Source organism: Clostridium sp. FS41 (assembly GCF_000954015.1).
GTDB lineage: Bacteria > Bacillota > Clostridia > Lachnospirales > Lachnospiraceae > Enterocloster > Enterocloster citroniae.
Genome location: NZ_JYHN01000004.1, coordinates 1 through 951, shown reverse-complemented (window position 1 = coordinate 951; position 951 = coordinate 1). Strand labels below are relative to the sequence as shown.

Annotated in this window: 2 protein-coding genes; both read right to left on the bottom strand. The window is 38.7% G+C overall.

The annotated features are described in order from the left end of the window. Window positions 1-169 precede the first annotated feature (169 nt). A complete protein-coding gene (locus CLFS41_RS00080; protein ID WP_045091081.1) occupies window positions 170-439 on the bottom strand; it encodes a hypothetical protein in 270 nt (89 codons plus the stop codon). 155 nt (window positions 440-594) lie between these two features. Beyond that, on the bottom strand, window positions 595-951 hold a 357-nt coding region (locus CLFS41_RS30595), incomplete at its 5' end, for a hypothetical protein (RefSeq protein ID WP_242856750.1).

Below are 951 nucleotides of genomic sequence, written 5' to 3'. Positions count from 1 at the left end.
TCTTTCTTTGATTCTGATTATTTCATCAACTATTAATTTTTCTTCCCATTCCGGAAGGATTCGTTCTCCTCTTTCCCATTTTTTGATGGCCGACACAGACGGTCCAACTTTATTATGTAAATCCTCCTGTGTCCATCCGGCTAAAATCCGCGCTTCTTTTATTGTCATTTTATTCACCGATGTATGCTTTTTCCGATGTGAACGCATAAAGCTGATCCATATTTTTTCCCTGAGTGCAAACCAGATACTTATTTCCGTCCTCGCCTAAGCCATTACATACAGGGAAGTATGATGAATTAGCTACTTTCCCATCTACAATTATCTCATAAGCATCTTTTAGGCTATTTATGTATCCTTTGACTTCGGCCTCCACAACTTGTCCTAACGTAAAATATTGATTAAAATTGATAATCTTACTACCAGCTAATTTGATCTTCATTGTATTTTTCCTCCTGCGGATTGTTTATATTTACATTATAGTACCCAATGGGTACCTTGTCAAGTGAAAGAATAAAATACTTTAAAAAGTTTACCGCCGATGTTGGAAATTAGCATGGTGCAGCAAGTGTTAGACAACCAGCATTGTTGCTCTGTTTATGTACGTTTTCTGTATTTTTCAATTCTTTTTAATACCTTTTCCATCTCTTCGGGAGTAACTGTTTCTCCCCTTGCATACGCATAGCTTTCCATTATTGCGCTTGGTACTACTTTTTGATGGCAGATACCCCCGCAGTCTTTCACGATCCCCATCACCAGAGCTTCCTCCTTCACATAACAGTACCCGCCACATTCGCAGCTACATTTCCAGATCCTCCCATAGCGTTTGCTCTTCCAGAACCATTTTGTTTCCAGTTGTCCAAAGAATAGATTTGGTTCGACATCCATTGTAAAAATCCCCCTTTTTTCTTTGATTATAGCACTGGCTGTTTGTTTCCAGTGCTGGTACTTATT

What these genes read in the sequence shown, in the direction of transcription:
- CLFS41_RS00080 (WP_045091081.1), bottom strand. Translation starts at nt 439, where the DNA reads ATGAAGATCAAATTAGCTGGTAGTAAGATTATCAATTTTAATCAATAT.